At 68.4% G+C, this 15,985-nt stretch carries 13 protein-coding genes; 8 read left to right on the forward strand and 5 right to left on the reverse strand.

Features of this window, described 5'->3' with window-relative positions; all coding sequences use genetic code 11:
• Positions 1–16 precede the first annotated feature (16 nt).
• The 8 genes from ABDV78_RS09555 to ABDV78_RS09590 all read left to right on the forward strand — a co-directional run bounded on the left by ABDV78_RS09555 (position 17) and on the right by ABDV78_RS09590 (position 10,378).
• Positions 17–1,927, forward strand: a complete 1,911-nt coding sequence (locus tag ABDV78_RS09555) for an alpha-L-fucosidase (protein ID WP_343527159.1) — start codon at positions 17–19, stop codon at positions 1,925–1,927.
• Between the two features lie 151 nt (positions 1,928–2,078).
• Positions 2,079–3,128, forward strand: a complete 1,050-nt coding sequence (locus ABDV78_RS09560) for a patatin-like phospholipase family protein (protein WP_343527160.1) — start codon at positions 2,079–2,081, stop codon at positions 3,126–3,128.
• Positions 3,129–3,396: 268 nt separating this feature from the next.
• Complete coding sequence (locus ABDV78_RS09565; RefSeq protein ID WP_343527161.1) at positions 3,397–5,406, forward strand: HAD-IIB family hydrolase; 2,010 nt, start codon at positions 3,397–3,399, stop codon at positions 5,404–5,406.
• The gene (locus ABDV78_RS09570) at positions 5,406–6,569 is read left to right on the forward strand and encodes a glycosyltransferase (protein WP_343527193.1); all 1,164 of its coding nucleotides are present in this window, start codon (positions 5,406–5,408) and stop codon (positions 6,567–6,569) included. Before ABDV78_RS09565 ends, ABDV78_RS09570 begins: the two co-directional genes overlap by 1 nt.
• Positions 6,566–7,480, forward strand: coding sequence for a galactosyltransferase-related protein (locus ABDV78_RS09575; RefSeq protein ID WP_343527162.1), 915 nt, complete (start codon positions 6,566–6,568; stop codon positions 7,478–7,480). Before ABDV78_RS09570 ends, ABDV78_RS09575 begins: the two co-directional genes overlap by 4 nt.
• A complete protein-coding gene (locus ABDV78_RS09580; RefSeq protein ID WP_343527163.1) occupies positions 7,477–8,553 on the forward strand; it encodes a glycosyltransferase in 1,077 nt (358 codons plus the stop codon). Before ABDV78_RS09575 ends, ABDV78_RS09580 begins: the two co-directional genes overlap by 4 nt.
• Positions 8,550–9,461, forward strand: coding sequence for a polysaccharide pyruvyl transferase family protein (locus ABDV78_RS09585; RefSeq protein ID WP_343527164.1), 912 nt, complete (start codon positions 8,550–8,552; stop codon positions 9,459–9,461). Before ABDV78_RS09580 ends, ABDV78_RS09585 begins: the two co-directional genes overlap by 4 nt.
• Positions 9,458–10,378, forward strand: a complete 921-nt coding sequence (locus tag ABDV78_RS09590; protein ID WP_343527165.1) for a glycosyltransferase — start codon at positions 9,458–9,460, stop codon at positions 10,376–10,378. The genes ABDV78_RS09585 and ABDV78_RS09590 overlap by 4 nt, the downstream gene beginning before the upstream one ends.
• Here the strand turns inward: ABDV78_RS09590 and ABDV78_RS09595 are convergent.
• From ABDV78_RS09595 to ABDV78_RS09615, 5 genes are read right to left on the reverse strand one after another with little or no spacing between them, the layout of a single operon-like run.
• On the reverse strand, positions 10,335–12,701 hold the full coding sequence (locus ABDV78_RS09595; protein WP_343527166.1) for a TonB-dependent receptor: 2,367 nt from the start codon (positions 12,699–12,701) through the stop codon (positions 10,335–10,337). The genes ABDV78_RS09590 and ABDV78_RS09595 overlap by 44 nt on opposite strands.
• Positions 12,702–12,717: 16 nt before the next feature.
• Positions 12,718–13,665 (reverse strand): FecR domain-containing protein, encoded by a 948-nt coding sequence (locus tag ABDV78_RS09600; protein WP_343527167.1) that lies wholly within the window; start codon positions 13,663–13,665, stop codon positions 12,718–12,720.
• Positions 13,662–14,213: a sigma-70 family RNA polymerase sigma factor gene (locus tag ABDV78_RS09605; RefSeq protein WP_343527168.1), complete on the reverse strand. Its 552-nt coding sequence runs from the start codon at positions 14,211–14,213 to the stop codon at positions 13,662–13,664. The genes ABDV78_RS09600 and ABDV78_RS09605 overlap by 4 nt, the downstream gene beginning before the upstream one ends.
• Before the next feature lie 27 nt (positions 14,214–14,240).
• Positions 14,241–15,041 carry a ChbG/HpnK family deacetylase gene (locus ABDV78_RS09610; RefSeq protein WP_343527169.1) on the reverse strand — a complete coding sequence of 267 codons (801 nt, stop codon included), beginning with the start codon at positions 15,039–15,041 and terminating at the stop codon, positions 14,241–14,243.
• A complete protein-coding gene (locus ABDV78_RS09615; RefSeq protein ID WP_343527170.1) occupies positions 15,016–15,915 on the reverse strand; it encodes a glycosyltransferase family A protein in 900 nt (299 codons plus the stop codon). Before ABDV78_RS09615 ends, ABDV78_RS09610 begins: the two co-directional genes overlap by 26 nt.
• Between the last annotated feature and the right edge of the window lie 70 nt (positions 15,916–15,985).

Consider the following 15,985-nt stretch of genomic DNA (forward strand, 5'->3'; position numbering starts at 1 on the left):
CGGAGCCGAACAGAAGATGACCGATTTCTCCCGCCGCGCCGTCCTCGCCTCCGGGCTCGTCGCGACTGCCGCCCCTGCGCTCGCGCAGCGCGGGGCAAACGCGCCCGCGCCTTATGGTGCCGTGCCCTCGGCGCGTCAGTGGCGCTGGCACCAGCGCGAGCAATATGCCTTCATCCACTTCGCCATGAACACCTTCACCGACAAGGAATGGGGCTATGGCGACGAAGACCCGAGGATGTTCAACCCATCGGACTTCAGCGCGGACCAGATCGTCGCGGCAGCCAAGGCGGGGAACCTGAAGGGCATCATCCTGACGGCGAAGCATCATGACGGCTTCTGCCTGTGGCCGACCAAGCTGACCGAGCATTGCATCCGCAATTCGCCGTACAAGGACGGCAAGGGCGATATCGTCCGTGAGATGTCCGATGCGTGCAAGCGCGCCGGAATCGCCTTCGGTATCTATCTCTCGCCCTGGGACCGCAATCGCGCCGATTATGGCCGCCCGTCCTATGTCGACTATTTCCGCAAGCACGTGGTCGAGCTTTGCACCGGCTATGGCGAGTTGTTCGAATTCTGGTTCGATGGCGCGAATGGCGGCGACGGCTATTATGGCGGCGCGCGCGAGACACGGCAGATCGACGCGCCCGAATATTACAACTGGCCCTCGATCATCGCGCTGGTCCACCAGTATCAGCCCATGGCCTGCACCTTCGATCCGCTGGGCGCGGATATTCGCTGGGTCGGCAATGAGGACGGCGTGGCGGGCGATCCCTGCTGGCCGACCATGCCCAACCACCCTTATGTCCAGTCGGAGGGCAATTCGGGCGTGCGCGGCGGGGCTTTGTGGTGGCCGGCCGAGACCAATACCTCGATCCGGCCCGGCTGGTTCTATCACGCCGACGAGGATTCCAAGGTCCGGTCGCCGGAGAACCTCATCGGCTATTTCGACACCTCGGTCGCGCGCGGCACCAACATGAACCTGAACCTGCCGCCCGACCGGCGCGGCCGCATCCCCGATCAGGACGTGAAGATCCTGAAGAGCTTCGGCGATGCGATCCGCGCCAGCTTCGCGACCGACCTCGCCCAGGGCGCGGTGGCCCGTGCCAGCCACGTGCGCGGCAAGGGTTATGAGGCCGCCAGGGTGCTGGACGGCAATCGCGACACCTATTGGTCCGCGCCCGACGGCGTGACCACACCCAGCCTGACGCTCGACCTGCCGCCGGGGCGTGAGTTCGACCTGATCCGCATCCGCGAGTATCTGCCGCTCGGCGTGCGCGTCACGCGCTTCGCGGTCGATGCCGAGGTGAACGGCCAGTGGCAGCAACTCGCCGAGCATGAGTGCATCAGCGCGCAGCGGATCATCCGCCTGCCCGCGCCCGTCACCGCACGCCGTGTCCGCCTGCGCATCGTCGAGGCCCCCGTCTGTCCCGCGATCAGCGAAGTGTCATTGTTCAAGAGCGTCGCCCCGGTCCCCGTGCCCGCCATCGTATCGAGCGATCCGACCGTGCTCGACACCCGGGGCTGGTCCATCGTCTCGGCCAGTGCGCCGGGGGCGGAAAAGTTGCTCGACAACGATGCCAAGACCATCTGGACCCAGCCTGCACCGACGCCAGGCAAGCCCGCCAGCGTGACCGTCGACATGGGCCAGGTCCACGATGTCGCGGGCTTCAGCCTGACGCCCTCGCGCCAGGTGATGATCGATGCCGCCCCGCCGCGCGGCTATGTCGCGGAGACGAGCGTCGACGGCAAGAACTGGACCCCGGCGGGATCGGGCGAATTCTCGAACATCGCCTATGCGCTCTCGACCCAGCGCCTGCCCTTCACCAGCGCCCGCCCGGTCCGCTATCTGCGGCTGACCTTCGCGGAAATGTCCAAGCCCGCCGCGAAACTGGCGATCGCGGGAATCGGCGGCTTCACTAGGCGATGAGCGGCACCGCCCGGGCGGCGTCCGACGCATGACGACCCGACCGTCGATTCTTCACGACCGTCTCATCGCTCATCAAGGGGGCCCGGAGCGTCCGCTTCTGTGGTAGGATGGGCAGGGATCACCTGACCCATCTGACCATAGGGAGTTCGCGATGAGCCTTTCCCGTCGATCCAGACGCCCGCGCCTTGCCCTCGCGCTGCAGGGCGGCGGAGCCCATGGTGCCTATGGCTGGGGCGTGGTCGAGCGCCTGCTGGAAGAAGGCATCGAGCTGGTCGGCGTCAGCGGCGCGAGCGCGGGCGCGATCAACGGCGCGGCGATCGTTTCGGGCTATGCCGCCCATGGCTGTCAGGGCGCGCGCGATGCGCTGGAGCGGCTATGGCGCAAGGTGGCCGATGCGTCGCCGCTCGCCCCGTTCGACCTGGGCACGATGGGCGGGCCGTTCTTCGAGCCCTGGCTGCGCCGTTCGCTCGACATCGCCAAGCTGTCCAGCCGCTATGTCGCCCCCTTCCTGCCCGGGGTGCGCGACATGCGCGCGCTCCGTGGGGCGGTTCGCGACAGCATCGACCTGGACCTGCTTGCCCGCCAGACCCGGGTGCCGCTGCATGTCGCCGCCACCCATATCGCCAGCGGGTCGGCGCGGCTGTTCACCGGCGAGGCGGTGACGCTCGACGCGCTGATGGCCTCGGCCTGCCTGCCTGAGCTGTTCGCCGCGGTGGAGATCGATGGCGAGCATTATTGGGATGGCGGCTTTACCGCCAATCCGGCGCTCGAACCGCTGCTGTCCGACGCCATCGACGCGACCGACATGATCATCGTCCAGATCACGCCCTTCACCGTCGAGAATGTCGGCGGATCGGTCGGCGACGTCATGCGCCGGGTCAGCGACATCAGCTTCAATGCGTGCCTGCGCCGCGATCTGCGCGCCCTGTCCGAGATACAGGATATCGCGCGGACCGAAGCTTCGCACGACCCCCGGATGCGGGCGATCGCACGGGTCAACCTACATCTGCTGTCGCCGCCGCCCGAACTGGCCGGTCCCTCAGGGACCAGCAAGGTCGATACGCGCTGGTCGGTGCTGCAGGATCTGCGCGCGATGGGACGGGCGCGGGCCGAGGAATGGCTGACGGAGAATCGTGACGTGATCGGTCGTGATTCGTCGTTCGAGGGATTGGCGGAAGAAGCCATGGGCGACGCGCCCTGACTTTTTCGCCTGCTTTGCGCAGGGATCGGGGAACGCCCGGACAGGCCGGCCGGTTCTGGATGTAACCCATGCCCATCTATCCATCGACAGGACTTCAGTGTCTCGAACGGAGAACGACCTTTGCCCTGACCATTGCCAAATCTTGATACTCATCAATATTCGTCGCACTTCTTCCGTCACCGCGTGAATGACAGTTCATCTTTCCGCCATGATGCCGGGAGCCAAATAATAATCCCAACGTTGTCGCTCCATAACGAAAGGGGCGAATTTGTTCATCCTGCATCTGGCTCTTGGCGGCTGCCTCAAATCACCTCCCGTCCATTACGGTATCACCGCCGATACCGGCGGCCATATCGCCTATATTCTTGATGCAGCCCTGGCGCAGGCGAACAATATTGATACGGATCAAGTCTCGATTGTCACCCGACTGTTCGAGGACCGGGCGCTCGCGCCCGAACATGGCTTGATCTCCGAATATGTCGCGCCCCGGCTGACCATCGACCGGATCGCTACCGCTGACCGCCGCTACCTGGAGAAGGAGGCGCTCGCCGACGATCTTGCCGCCTTCACGCAAGGGTTTTGCGACCATCTGGCGCGGCTGCCCCGCCTGCCCGACGTGATCCACGCCCATTTCTCCGACGCGGCCGCCGTCGCGGCCGAAGCACGGCGACGTTTCGCGGTGCCCTTCGTCTATACGCCGCATGCGCTGGGCATCGACAAGCGGACACATCAGGGGGCCAGCCCCGGGCTCGATGCCCGGATCGCCGCCGAACGCGCGGCGATCACCCAGTCTGATGCGATCATCGTCTCCACGCGCGACGAGGCGGAACGCCAGGTCCAGGCCTATGGCGCGCCGGTCACCGGCCGCATCCACTGCATCCCGCCCGGCGTCCCGCGCCGCGACCGGGCCGACGAGGCCTCGCTGGCCGGGCGGCTCGACAATTGGCTCGACCACCCCGCCAAGCCGATCGTGCTGGCCGTGGCGCGGCCGGTGGCCAAGAAAAATCTGATCGGCCTGGCGCGGGCCTATGCCGCCTGCACCGCGCTCAACGACATCGCCAACCTCGTCATCCTGGCGGGTCAGCATGACGGTCCGCTGTCGGCCGAGGAACGCGACGTGCTGGCGAGTTTGCGCGCCGTGGCCGCCGAGCCGACGATGCGCGGCCGTATCGCCCTGCCCCCGGCGCATGACGGGCGCGACGTGGCCGCGCTGTACGACCGGGCGGCGCGAGGCGGGGTGTTCGTCAACCCGGCGCTGCACGAGCCTTTCGGCCTGACCGTGATCGAGGCGGCCGCCGCAGGCGTGCCCGTGGTCGCGACCCGGCATGGCGGCCCCGGCGAGATCATCGCCGCGCTCGACCACGGCCTGCTGATCGATCCGCAGGACGACACCGCCATCGCCCAGGCCTGCCTGACGATCCTGACCGACACACAGGCCCATGACCGGATGAGCCGGGCCGGGCGCGAAGGCGCGCTCCGCTATAACTGGGAACGCTATGCCATGGATTCGATCGCGCTCTACGACCGCCTGCCCCGCGCGCCCGCACTGCTGGCCAGCGACATCGACCATACGCTGACCGGCTGCCCCGCCGGCGCGCATGACTTTGCCGAGTGGCGGCGGGCCAGCAACCTGCCCTTCGTCGTCGCGACCGGCCGCTCCTTCGCGATGGCGCGCATGATCCTCACCCAATGGGGCCTGCCCGAGCCCGACGCCTTCATCACCGATGTCGGCACGCGAATCATGTTGAAAGGACAACGCGGCTGGCACGAATGCCCGGCCTTCTCCGCTTCGCTCGACGCCGGGTGGGATCGCAGGGCGGTGGCGACCGCGCTCAAGCCGCTGCGCCTGCGTCCCCAGCCCCGCGATACCGCCGGGCCGCACAAGGTCAGCTTCTTCGGCACCGCCGCCGATGCCGCGCATGTGCGCGACACGCTGTCCGAACAGGGGCTGGCGGCCAAGGTCGTCTTTTCGCATGGGCGGCTGATCGACGTACTGGCCCCGCTCGGCGGGAAGGCGGCGGCGATCGCGGCCTATGCCCGGCGGCTGGACCTCTCGCTCGGGGCCTGTGTCGCGGCGGGGGACAGCGGCAACGACGCCGACATGCTGGCGGCGTGCGGCCATGCCATCATCGTCGGCAATGCAAGCGATGAGCTGGACGGCCTGCCGCCCCGCGACGGGCTGCTGCGCGTGTCGGGCCATCATGCCAACGGCGTTCTGGAGGGGCTGGAGCGGTTGGGGCTGGCCACGCCGATGCTGACGCGGGCGAGCGCGGCGTGATGCGCCCCTTTGGGTATTTCGTCCATCACCAGGGTCGCGGCCATGCCGAACGCTGCGCGGCGATCGTCAACGCGCTGCCGCCCGAACGCCCCGTCACGATCTTCTGTGCGCGGGACGATATCTTTCCCCCACTCCCGCCCCGGGTCGATCTGGTCGCCATCCCCTCGCTGTTCGAGCCGATGGGGGCGGAGGCGGGCACGATGGATGACATTCCGACGCCCGATACACTGCACTGTGCACCCCTGGGCTGGCCCGGCATCCGCCACGCCATGGCAGTGATCGCAGGCTGGTTCGACAACGCCGACCCCGCGCTGATGATCTGCGACGTGTCGGCGGAGGTCGCGCAACTGTCGCGCATCTGCTCGGTCCCGCATGTGAAGATCCTGCAACATGGCGACCGGCAGGATCCCGGACACCGTGCCGCCTATGACGGCGCGGCGGGCCTGCTCGCCGCCTTTGACGAAGCGCTGGCCCAGCCCGAATGGGACCCGGCGATGCGCGCGCGGACCTGCTTCGTCGGCGGGCTGGGGGTCGACACCCGTGTGCCCGAGCGCGAACTCGCCCGCCAGCGGATCGGCGTCGGCGCGCATGAGGAGGTGATCCTGGTCATGTCGGGCGGCGGCGGAGGCGGTTTTGCCCAGGCGCCGCTGGGTGTCGGCGCGCGCAGCCGCCCGACTGCGCGCTGGATCACCATAGGCCCGGTCCAGCGCGACTGGCACGCGACCGAGCCCGCCAATATCGAGCATCGCGGCTGGGTCGACAACGCGCCCGATTATGTCGCCGCCGCCGATCTGGTCATCGCCTCCACCGGCAACACCACCTGCCAGCAGATTCTCGCCGCCGCGCGTCCTTGGCTCGCCATTCCCGAATGGCGGTATTTCGACGAGCAGCATCGCAAGGCGGAAGCGCTGGCGACGGCGGGCGTCGCATGCGTCCGACCGCATTTGCCCTCATCCGCCCAGTCCTGGTCGGCCGCGCTGGCGGAGACCCATGCGGCACATGCCCCCGCACTGCAACGCGCGATGATCGCCGATGCACCGGCCCAGATCGCCGCCGACTGGCTGGAGGCGCTGGCAGGCCGGCTCTGGCCCGCGCGCGCGGACCATTTCCCCTCGGCCGACACCCGCGCCGTCGCCGCCCATTCCAACGGAGCCCGTTCATGATCTCGGTCGTCACGCTTGCCGGGGGGCGCCCCGATCATCTTCGCAACGTCGTCCTGGGACTGAGCCGTCAGCGGCATCTGCCCGTCGAACTGATCGTCGCGGTGATCCAGGACACGCCCTATGACCTGCCTGAAGCGCCCTTTCCCGTTCGGCAGATGATGGTGTCCGGCCCGCACCTGCCGCTGGCCGCCGCACGCAATGCGGCGGCACGGGCCGCGGTCGGGGACGAATTGGTCTTCCTCGACATGGACTGTATCCCGACCCCCGATCTGGTCCAGGACTATGCCCGCGCGCTTCGGGAGATGGACGGCCTGCTGATGGGGGAGGTGATGTACCTGCCGGGCGGTGCGACGCGCACCGGCTGGACCTGCGACGACTTCGCCGCCGTCGCGGTGCGCCATTCCGACCGGCGCGGCCCGCCGCCCAAGGGCATCGAGCGCTGCGCCGACTATCGCTGCTTCTGGTCGCTGAACTTCGCCATGCGGCGCACGACCTTCCTGTCGGTCGGCGGGTTCGACGAACGCTATGCGGGCTATGGCGGAGAGGACACCGATTTCGGCAAGGTGGTCGACAAGGCGGGCGTGCCGATCGCCTGGATCAAGGGCGGCCTCGCCTATCACCAATATCATCCGCATCATATGCCGCCGGTCCATCACCTGGACAGCGTGGTGCGCAATGCCGAGCTGTTCGAGGCGAAATGGGGATATCGCACCATGGGGCATTGGCTGCACGCCTTTCGCCTGATGGGACTGATCGACGATACGCCCGGCCAGCCAATCCGCATCCTGCGCCGCCCGGACAAGGACGACCTCGCGCTGACCGGGCAGCAGAGCCATCAGCCCTATGCCAATACCGCCAGCGTCATCCGCCTGTTGGAGGAACGCACCGCATCCGGCCGGGCGGCGGCGTGAGGATCGCGCTGCTCGCGCATGTCCGCCAGCCGATCCGCCAACCCTTTCTGGGCGGGATGGAGGCGCATGGCTGGTATCTGGCCGAGGGGCTGGCGGCGCGCGGGCATGAAGTCGTGCTGTTCGCCACCGGGGACAGCGACCCTCGCTTCACCATCGATCCGGTGCTGCCCGTCCATTATGAGGCAGTCTATCCCTGGGCCGAGCATCGCGGCCGCCCCGAACTGATTGCGCATGTCGATCGCGGCTATGCGGCGGCCTGCGACCGCATCGCGCGCGGCGGGTTCGACGTGGTCCATAATAACAGCCTGCACCGCTTTCCGCTGGAAGCGCGGCGGACATCGGCGACGCCGACCGTCACCTCGCTACATGTGCCCCCCTATGACGCGCTCCATCATTTCGTCGCGGTCAGCCCATCGCCGACCCACCGCCTGACCGTCACCTCGGCCAGCCAGCTCGCCGCCTGGTGGCCGGATGGCGCGCCGGATACGGTGTCGATCCTCCACAACGCCATCGATCCCGCCGCCTGGCCTTTCGTTGCTCACGGCCATGGCGAAGCCGTCTGGTGCGGCCGGATCACCCCCAACAAGGGGCCGCATCTGGCGATCGACGCCGCACGGGCCGCGGGCATTCCCCTGACCCTGTTCGGTGCGATGGAAGATGGCGATTACTGGTCGGCGGAGATCGCACCCCGGCTGGGCGGCGCGATTCGCTATGGCGGGCATCTGGACGGCGCGGCGCTGGCGGCGGAACTGGGTCGCGCCGCGGTCTTCCTGTTCACGCCATGCTGGGACGAACCGTTCGGGCTGGTCGCGATCGAGGCCATGGCCTGCGGCCTGCCGGTCGCCGCGTTCGACATGGGCGCGGCGCGCGAGGCCGTTGGCGATGCGGGGTGCCTGGCCCCGGCGGGGGATGTCACCGGGCTGGCCATGGCCATCGCGGCGGCGATCGAAATCCCGCGCGACCGTCCGCGCCGCCGGGTCGAGACGCATTTCGCCCGTGACCTGTGGCTCGATCGGTGCGAGGCGCTCTATACCTCCGTCCGTGCCGAGGCGCGGGTGACCGCCGCCGCATGAGCAACGCGGTGATCGAGGTGCAGCGAGCCCGGCTGCACGATCTCTACCGCGCGCTTGTCTCGCCGGGCGAGCGCTATGCGCTGGTCGATTTTCCCGATCATCCCAATGTCGGCGACAGTGCGATCTGGCTGGGCGAGAGGGCGTTGCTGCGCGACAGCGGCGCGGGCGATCCGGCCTATACGTCCCGCTGGGACGATTTCGACGCGGCGGCGTTTCGTGCCGCCTGCCCGACCGGACCGATCCTGATCCATGGCGGCGGCAATCTGGGCGACATCTGGCCGCATCACCAGCGGTTCCGGGAGACATTGCTGACCCGCTTTCGCGATCGCCGGATCGTGCAATTGCCCCAGTCGATCCATTTCCGCGATCCCGCCGCCCGCGACCGGTTCGCCGATCTGGTGCGCGACCACCCGGATTTCCACCTTTGCGTTCGCGACCAAATCAGCCTGACGCTGGCGCAGGCCCATTTCGCCTGTCCTGTAACGCTCGCACCGGACTCGGCTTTCGGCCTTGGGCCACTGAGCCGCCTGGCCACCCCGGCGCATCATGCGGTGATGCTGCTGCGCTCCGATGCCGAGCGGGCGGCGCGGGACGACGCGGCCCTGCACGCCATTCCCCGCACCATCGCGTTCGACTGGCTGGAGGAGCCGCCGGTACAGGACCGCGATCTCGACGCCCGTGCCCAGGCTCGTCTTGCACGCGGCCTGCGCCTGTTGTCGGGTGGCGAACACATCGTCACCGACCGGCTGCACGGCCATGTCCTGGCACTGCTGCTCGGCATCCCGCACATCGTGCTGGATAATGATTACGGCAAGCTGGCCGCCTATATTCAGGTCTGGACACAGGGCAGCCCGCTCGTCGCCCGCGCGGCGGACCCGCAGGACGCCGCAAGGATGCTGTCGCCGTGATCGCGGTCAGCCTGTTGATCTGCACCCGCAATCGCCGGTCGGCGCTCCGCGCGACACTGGAGTCGGTCGCGGAGGCGGCGGCGCGCATGGCGCAGGGCCAGCGGCTGGAACTGCTCCTTGTCGACAACGGGTCGACCGACGGCACGGCGACGATGATAAGGCACTGGGCGGTCGAAAAGCCCTTTGCGGTCAGGCTGCTGAGCGAAGCCCGACCCGGGCTCGCCCGTGCCCGCAATCGCGCGATCGCGGCGGCGCGCGGGCGGATCGTCGCGATGACCGACGACGACTGCGCGCTCCACCCCGATTACTTCGTGCAACTCGCCCGCGTCTTCGCCGCGCACAAGGCGCCGATCGTCATCGGCGGGCGCATCCTGCCCGGCGACCCGGCCGACCTGCCGGTCACCATCAAGCTGGAGGATCATCCGATGATCGCGCCGCCGGACGGATTTCCCGGCGGCTTCGTGATGGGGGCGAACCTGGCCTTCACCGCCGACGTCCCGGCGATCATCGGGCCGTTCGACGAACGCTTCGGTGCGGGGGCCCCGTTTCGCGCCGCCGAGGATACCGACTTCGTCTTTCGTGCGCTGGGCCATGGCATCGCCGTGCGCTACGACCCGGCCTTCGTCGTCGACCATCATCACGGTCGGCGACATGACGGGCAGGTCATCGCGCTGTTGGCAGGCTATGGTCATGGCGACGGGGCGCTTTATGCCAAGCATCTGTTCGGTGACCGGCGGATCGTCCGCGCGCTGGCCGGGGATTTGCGCAATCTTCGGATCCGTTTCGCGGGGCCCGTGCCCAGCATCCGACACTTCCATGCCTTTCGCCTGCGCCATGTGCTGGGCGGCATCGCGGCCTATGCACTCGCCGCGATCAGAAATCGGCGCTCAGGCGCAGTCCCAGCGTCCGGGGCCTGATCGGCGTCGAGAGATTGTGCCGCCCGAGCAGGAAGGGATTGCCGAAGGCGAAGCGGTTGCCCCGTTCGTCGAGCAGATTGTCGAGCGTCAGCGCCAGGGTGTAGCGCCCCTTCCTCGCGGTCATTCCCATATTGGCGAGACCATATCCCCCCTGCCGCGCCTCGAACAGATCGCCGACGCCCAGCACCGACGGGCCGACAAAGGCGGCGCCCGCCTGCGCCGACAGGACCAGGTCGGGCGCGACGCGGAAGTCACGCACCAGCCCCAGCCGGGCGGAGGCGCTGGGCGTCTCAGGCAGGCGACGGTTCCTCGCCTGGCTGAGCGCCGCGGTCGCTCCGGTCACATAATTGTCGGTCAGGAACAGCGCCCCGGTGACGTGCCAGTCGCGGGTCGGCAGCCATTCCGCCCACCCCTCCAGCGCATCGATCCGCGCATCGCCGATATTGCTGGTCAGCGGCTGGCCCGAACGGTTCAGCAGGTCCGCCTGGATCGCGCGCCAGTTCGCCCGCGACAGGCTGAGCGAGGCCGACAGCCCCGTCGCGCCCCGCCGGACATGACGCACGCCCAGCTCGGTCATCACGATCGAATCGGATTCGAAATTGGCGACCCGCCCCACCCCGGCCGCGACCGCCAGACCGCCGGTGCGAAAGCCCGACTGATAGCGTCCGAACATCGTCCAGTCGCCGCCGAGCTGCCATGAGAAACCGAATGTCGGATCGACCCGCGTGGTCGACTTGCCCGGCACATATCGCCCGCTGCGCGGCGTGATCGAGGGTTCGCCATCGACCCGCGCGGTCGTGACACGCCCGCCCAGCGTCAACCACAGCCTGCGGGTCAGGGGATGCGTCGCCTCGGCGAAGACCGCGCCGCTGCGCGTCACGTTGGTCACGCCGATGACCGGGCGCTCTCCCTGCCGGATGGTCAGCGACCGGCCCATCACCGACTGGTCCGACACCATGTTGATGCCGACGACCCAGGACCCTCCGCCCGACAGCCGCCGCGACACGCGGCTTTCGTGGGTGAAGAGCGATTTGGTGCCATTCAACTGATAGGATTCGAGCGGTCCCAGGACGCTGGCATCGAACCGCTCGAACGACGCGCCTTTGACGATCCCGGTGGACGAGACGAATTGCAGGCCGCTGTCCCAGTTCTTCGTCAGCAGGAGGCGGCCGAAGCCGATGTCGCTCCACGACGGTTGCGCGATCACCGACCGGGTCGTGAGCGAGTCCTCGGTCATCACATATTGCGCATCGCGCGACACGATCGACTGGGTACCGCCGCCCAGTTCCACCTGCCAGCCATCGCCCGGCACGATGCGCAGCGTTCCCCGCGTCCCGCTGGTCAGCACGCGATTGATGTCGGGGACATGGGTGCGGATATTGTCGATATAGCCGCCCTCGACCGCATGATATCCGACCAGCCGCAGCCCAAGCGTATCGGGGATCATGACCATGTTGGCGACCGCCGCCATATCGTTGCTGGGCGCACCATGCCCGGTCAGCGCCCCGCCGATCTCCGCCCGGCCGCCATTGCGGTCCAACACGACCGGGTTGGAGGTCAGGCGGACGATGCCGCCAATCGCCCCCGATCCGTGCAGCGCCCCTTGCGGGCCCTCGGCGATCTCGATCTCGCCGATATCATAGAGCTTCAGCCCCGGATCGGGTCCGGCAAAGGCGATCTGCACATCGTCGAGATACAGGCTCGCGGTCGCCTCGGTGGCACCGTTAAAGCTGCTGTCGGCGATGCCCCGGATGAACAGCTTGTTGCGTCCCGGCCCCAGCGCGGTGGTCTGAAGGATCGGGGTCTGCGCCGCCACGTCGCTAAGATCGACCGCCCCCGCCGGTCGCGAGACACCGCGACCGACGACCGAGACGCTGCCCGGATAGCGCGCCAGTTCGGTGCCCTGTTTGCTGGCGGTGACGATGATGTCCTGCCCCATGGCGGGCGGCGGTGTCGATATCGGGATGTGCTGCGGCACCGATCGCGCCCTGCGCGGCGCGCCGACGATACGGAAACTGCTCGCATCGACCGCGATCGCTCGGTAGCCGGTGCCACGCAACAACCGGGCCAGCGCACGGGCGGGCGGCGCGGTGGTCGTCAGGGCCGATGTGCGGACACCGCGCAGCCGGTCGTCGGTCGCGACGACGGTGATGCCCGCCTGCCTGGCCAGTTCACGCAGCGCGAAATCCAAGGTCGCGGGGGCCAGTACGATCCGACGCGGGACGCCGGTGCGCGGTGATCGCGAACCCGGCGCGGAGAGACCCTGCGCCTGGGCAGGGCCGGACAAGGGCCAGAGGAGCGCGGGCAGGGCAAAACCGATCATGGCCCTCAGGCCGTGATCAACGATCCCCCTTCGACGCCCGCAAAGTCCATTCCCCACCGCTCTGGCGCCACTCCGCTCCGATCAGCTTCGCCAGCCGAGGGACATCCTGTCCGGCATCGCCGCTCATCCGAATCAACCCGGTGACGCTGCGCTCGCCGAGCGGTCCTTCCACTGCGATCCGAACACCATAGGCCGATTGCAATCGTCCGGCAATCGCCGCCACCGTCTCCCGATCAAAGTCGAGCATCCCGTCGCGCCAGCCGCCGACCTGTGTCGGATCGATCGTCGTGCGGCGCGCGATGTGGCGCGCCTCGTCCAGGCTGGCACCCTGGCCCGCCGTCAATGCCAGCGTCCGCCCCGGCGGCGACAGCGCCACCGCCCCCTCGGCGACCGCGACGTCCAGCCGCCCGGGCGAGCGGCGCACGTCGAACACCGTGCCCATGTCGCGGATCGTGACATCGCCCGACCGCAGTTCAAACGGCGCCGACGGATCGTGGCGGACATGGAACAGCGCCTGCCCCGCCTCCAGCGTGGCGACCCGCGTGTCGTGACGATCGAAGCGAAGTCGCGTGCCACCGGCCATCTCGACCCGCGTGCCGTCGTTCAACGCGATCGTCCGAACCTCGCCGGGCGCGGTCTGCTCGATACGGATATCCGGCCGGCTGTGCAGCGCCATCGGCCCCGCGACCAGCGCGACCGCCGCCGCGACGCCCCCGACCAGCCACCAGCGCCCCCAACCGGCATTATCGTTCGCGGCAACGGCGCGATCCGCAGGTTCGGTCGCGACCGATGGCGTCCCCTTCGCCATCGGCGCGACCAGGGCGGCATCGGCCATCGCCACTGCGTCATAGGCGCGCGCATTGGCCGGGCTGTCCTCCAGCCACGTCGCAAAGGCCTCCCATTCAGCCGCGCTCATGTCGCGCTGCCGGATGTGCCAACCGATCGCCTGTTCGTCCCGCGTCACGCCCCCCCGCTCCCTTCATCGTCATGACGACACCGACGCCCATGATCCGCACCCTGTGCTTCACGATTTTCTTGCAGATAATGATAAGCGCGGCGGAGCAGCTTCTCGACGGCACTGACGGTAATGCCCATCCGTTCGGCGATGACGCGTTGCGGCTGCTCCTCGAAGCGGAACAGGGTGAAGGCTTCGCGCATCCGGTCGGGCATCGCCGCGATCAGCATCTGGGCACGGGCAAGCTCATTGCGCGCGGTGGCGATACGTTCGGGGTCGGCATATTCCTCGGACTGGGGCTGCACCTCTTCCCAGGCTCCGTCCCGCGCGCCGCGCCGGGCCGCCGCGATCCGCCGATCGGTCGCCAGGTTGGTCGCCATCCGGCAGAAAAAGGGGACCGCCTGCGCGATATCGGCATTCTCCAGCGCTACGACCCGCAGCCACAGGTCCTGAAGCGCATCCTCGGCCTCTTCAAACGAACCAAGGCGGGCCGCCAGCAGGCGACGCAGCAGCGGGCGCGCCTCCATGAACCGGCTCTCCAGCGCCTCGTTGCCCAAGCCCTCGCCCCAAAAACCGCCTTCGTATCAGGCGGCGAAGGCCAGGCCGCGTTGCGCCGCCATGTCCGAAACCGAAACCGTGCGCAAGACATCCGCCTCATCGCGCCGCGCCGCCGCGATGGCATCGCCGCCGCGCCTGCCCGCGCCCGGATGGCACATCACCAGATGCCGCGCTCCAGCCTTGTCGAGGAAACGGGGCAAGGCCTCCGCAAAACGCCCGTCAAAGCCATAATGCCCGGCGAAACCGCGATTACACCGCAACCCCGCCGCCTCCGCCGTGCGGGTCAAACCGCGCGAGTGATAGGCGCTGCCGATCGCCTTGCCGCGCCAGGGACGCCCCAGCAGCGCGGCGACGCGATCCTCGCAGGTCCGCACCCATGCCTCGGGCGCGCGGCGGCGGGTGATCTCCAGCACGATCGGGCGAATGCCGGGCAGCGCGTGCGAATGTTGATGACCGTCGACGAAAGCGGGAGGGCGGCCCATCGCCGCCTCGAAACGGTCGAACTGCGCCTCGACCTCGCGGGCGATCTCGCCAAGATCGAGACGGCCCCGCGCGGCGAGGCGGGTCAGCGGATCGATCCCCGGCATCACCCCATCCTGCGTAAAGCCATTGGGGTGGATCGGCGCTTCCTCGGTCAGCACGAGATGCAGCCCGATCTGCGCGGTGTCGGGCACGTCGCGCAGCATTGCGCTGTCGTCCCGCCAATTGGGGCGGACGGTCATGCAACTCGTGGCGTTCAGCTTGCCGGTGCGTAACAACTCGGCGATGACCAGACTGTCTTCGGTCGAAAAGGCAAAATCGTCAGCGCATAGAATAAGCCGGTTCACGCACCACTCCCGCCAGATGCTGATAGGCCCGTTCGCGCATCCGCTCGGTGGTCAGACGCCGGGCATCGAGCCGCCGCGCCAGGAATTTGTAGAAGAACCAGTCCCCCGCGATCGGCGCGGTCGCACTGTAGACCAGGCGCTCGACCAAGGTCCAGCGGATCGATTCGCGGTCCCGCTCCCGGTCGGAGGGGACGCACCAGAAGGCATCCGCATAATGCATCGTGCCGTGCCGCATCACGCGGTGGATGACCTCATGATCCTCCAGCACATAGTTCCAGCGCCGCGGATCAAAGCCACCGGCCGCCTTCAGCGCCTCGGTGCGGAAGGCCTGTCCCGCGCCACCCGCATGGCACTGGCGCGGCATCAGGCGCGCGGCCAGCCGGATATTGGCCGATTCCCGCCGCCGCTCCGCCTCGCCGTCACGCGGACCGATGAAATAGGCCCCCGCCACCACGCAGCCCGGCCGCTCCAGCAGCCGCTGCGCCTCCTCCAGATAGATGGCCGGATACCAGGTATCGGCGTCGCAGGTCGCGACGAAACGGGTATGGACATGGTCCAGACCAAGCTTCAGCGCGTTGATCTTGCCCGGCAATCCCTGGTGCAGCAGGATATGGTCCAGGCCCAGCCGCTCGCACGTCTCGCTCGCCACCCGCGCGCTGGCGTCGACAGAGCCATTGTCGACCAGCACCAGCCGGAAGCGCATGGTCTGCCCGGCCAGGCTTTCCAGCGTCGCTGCCAGATCGGCCTCTTCGTTGAAGAAAGGCACGACCACGGTCCAGCACGGCGCGACATAGGCGGCCGCGCCCTTGCCGATCCCGGCATCCGTCCGGGCTCTCGCATTGCGCCAGGCCGCACCCTCCGCATCGAGCAGCATTATCCCACCCCACTCCAGAAACCGAACCCACCCCCGTCACGCCCGCCATCGCCCGAATGGACCATGGCGG

Origin of the sequence: Sphingomonas sp. (assembly GCF_039594485.1) — a bacterium.
In the GTDB taxonomy this organism is placed as follows: Bacteria; Pseudomonadota; Alphaproteobacteria; order Sphingomonadales; family Sphingomonadaceae; genus Sphingomonas.